This is a genomic window from Acidovorax sp. KPB24-03, assembly GCF_057546605.1.
The window spans coordinates 1-678 of sequence record NZ_BAAJYR010000883.1 but is presented as its reverse complement, the minus strand read 5'-3'; the positions used below and the strand labels follow the sequence as shown (position 1 = coordinate 678).

General features: G+C 73.7%; 1 protein-coding gene. It reads right to left on the bottom strand.

What is annotated here, in order from left to right; all coding sequences use genetic code 11:
• The coding region (locus tag AC27KI_RS26610) for a 2TM domain-containing protein (RefSeq protein ID WP_487116884.1) at positions 1-241 on the bottom strand (241 nt) is incomplete at its 3' end.
• Between the last annotated feature and the right edge of the window lie 437 nt (positions 242-678).

Below are 678 nucleotides of genomic sequence, written 5' to 3'. Positions count from 1 at the left end.
CGCCCGGCAGCGCCAGCCACACCGCCGCGCCATGGATCGCCAGGCCCAGGCCCCAGCCCAGCGCGGGCAACACCGCCCAGTGGCGCCCCTGGTAGGCGGCGAGGGCGGCCAGCGCCAGGTTGACGCACAGGTACACGCAGGCGTGCAGCAGCCAGCCCATCTTGGCACCGGCCCGCTTGCGGGCCAGGCGGTCCAGGTCGTCCTGGGTGGCGAGATCGTCGGGGGTGTGGAAAGCGGGCATGGCGGCTCCTTGGGGATCGGGGTGGGAGGGGAGGGAATGGCCGCACTGTGCGCCCGGCCGCCCGGTCCGGCCAGCGCCATGCGACGAACCGCCCGCCGCGCGGCGCGAACCGCTGCGCCGGGCGACAGATTTACCTTTCTTCGCACAGCAGCCAGACAATCGGTACGCAGAGCCCCTACGATTCGGCGTGCCCCCCGTGCTGCCCCGCCGGCCGCCCGGGACGGACCTTTTCCGCGACACGCCACGCCAGCCATTTCCATGAATCCACAACCACACGACGCGCCCGTTCCCAACCCGCCGCCTTCCGCCCACCGGCCGCCCTCGCGGCGATCGCGCTGTCTCGGCACGCTGCTGATGCTGGCCGTGGTGGCCCTGCTGGGCGGCGGCGCCTGGTATCTGGTGCAGCGCAGCACCGCCCCGGCGGGAGCGATGCGTGG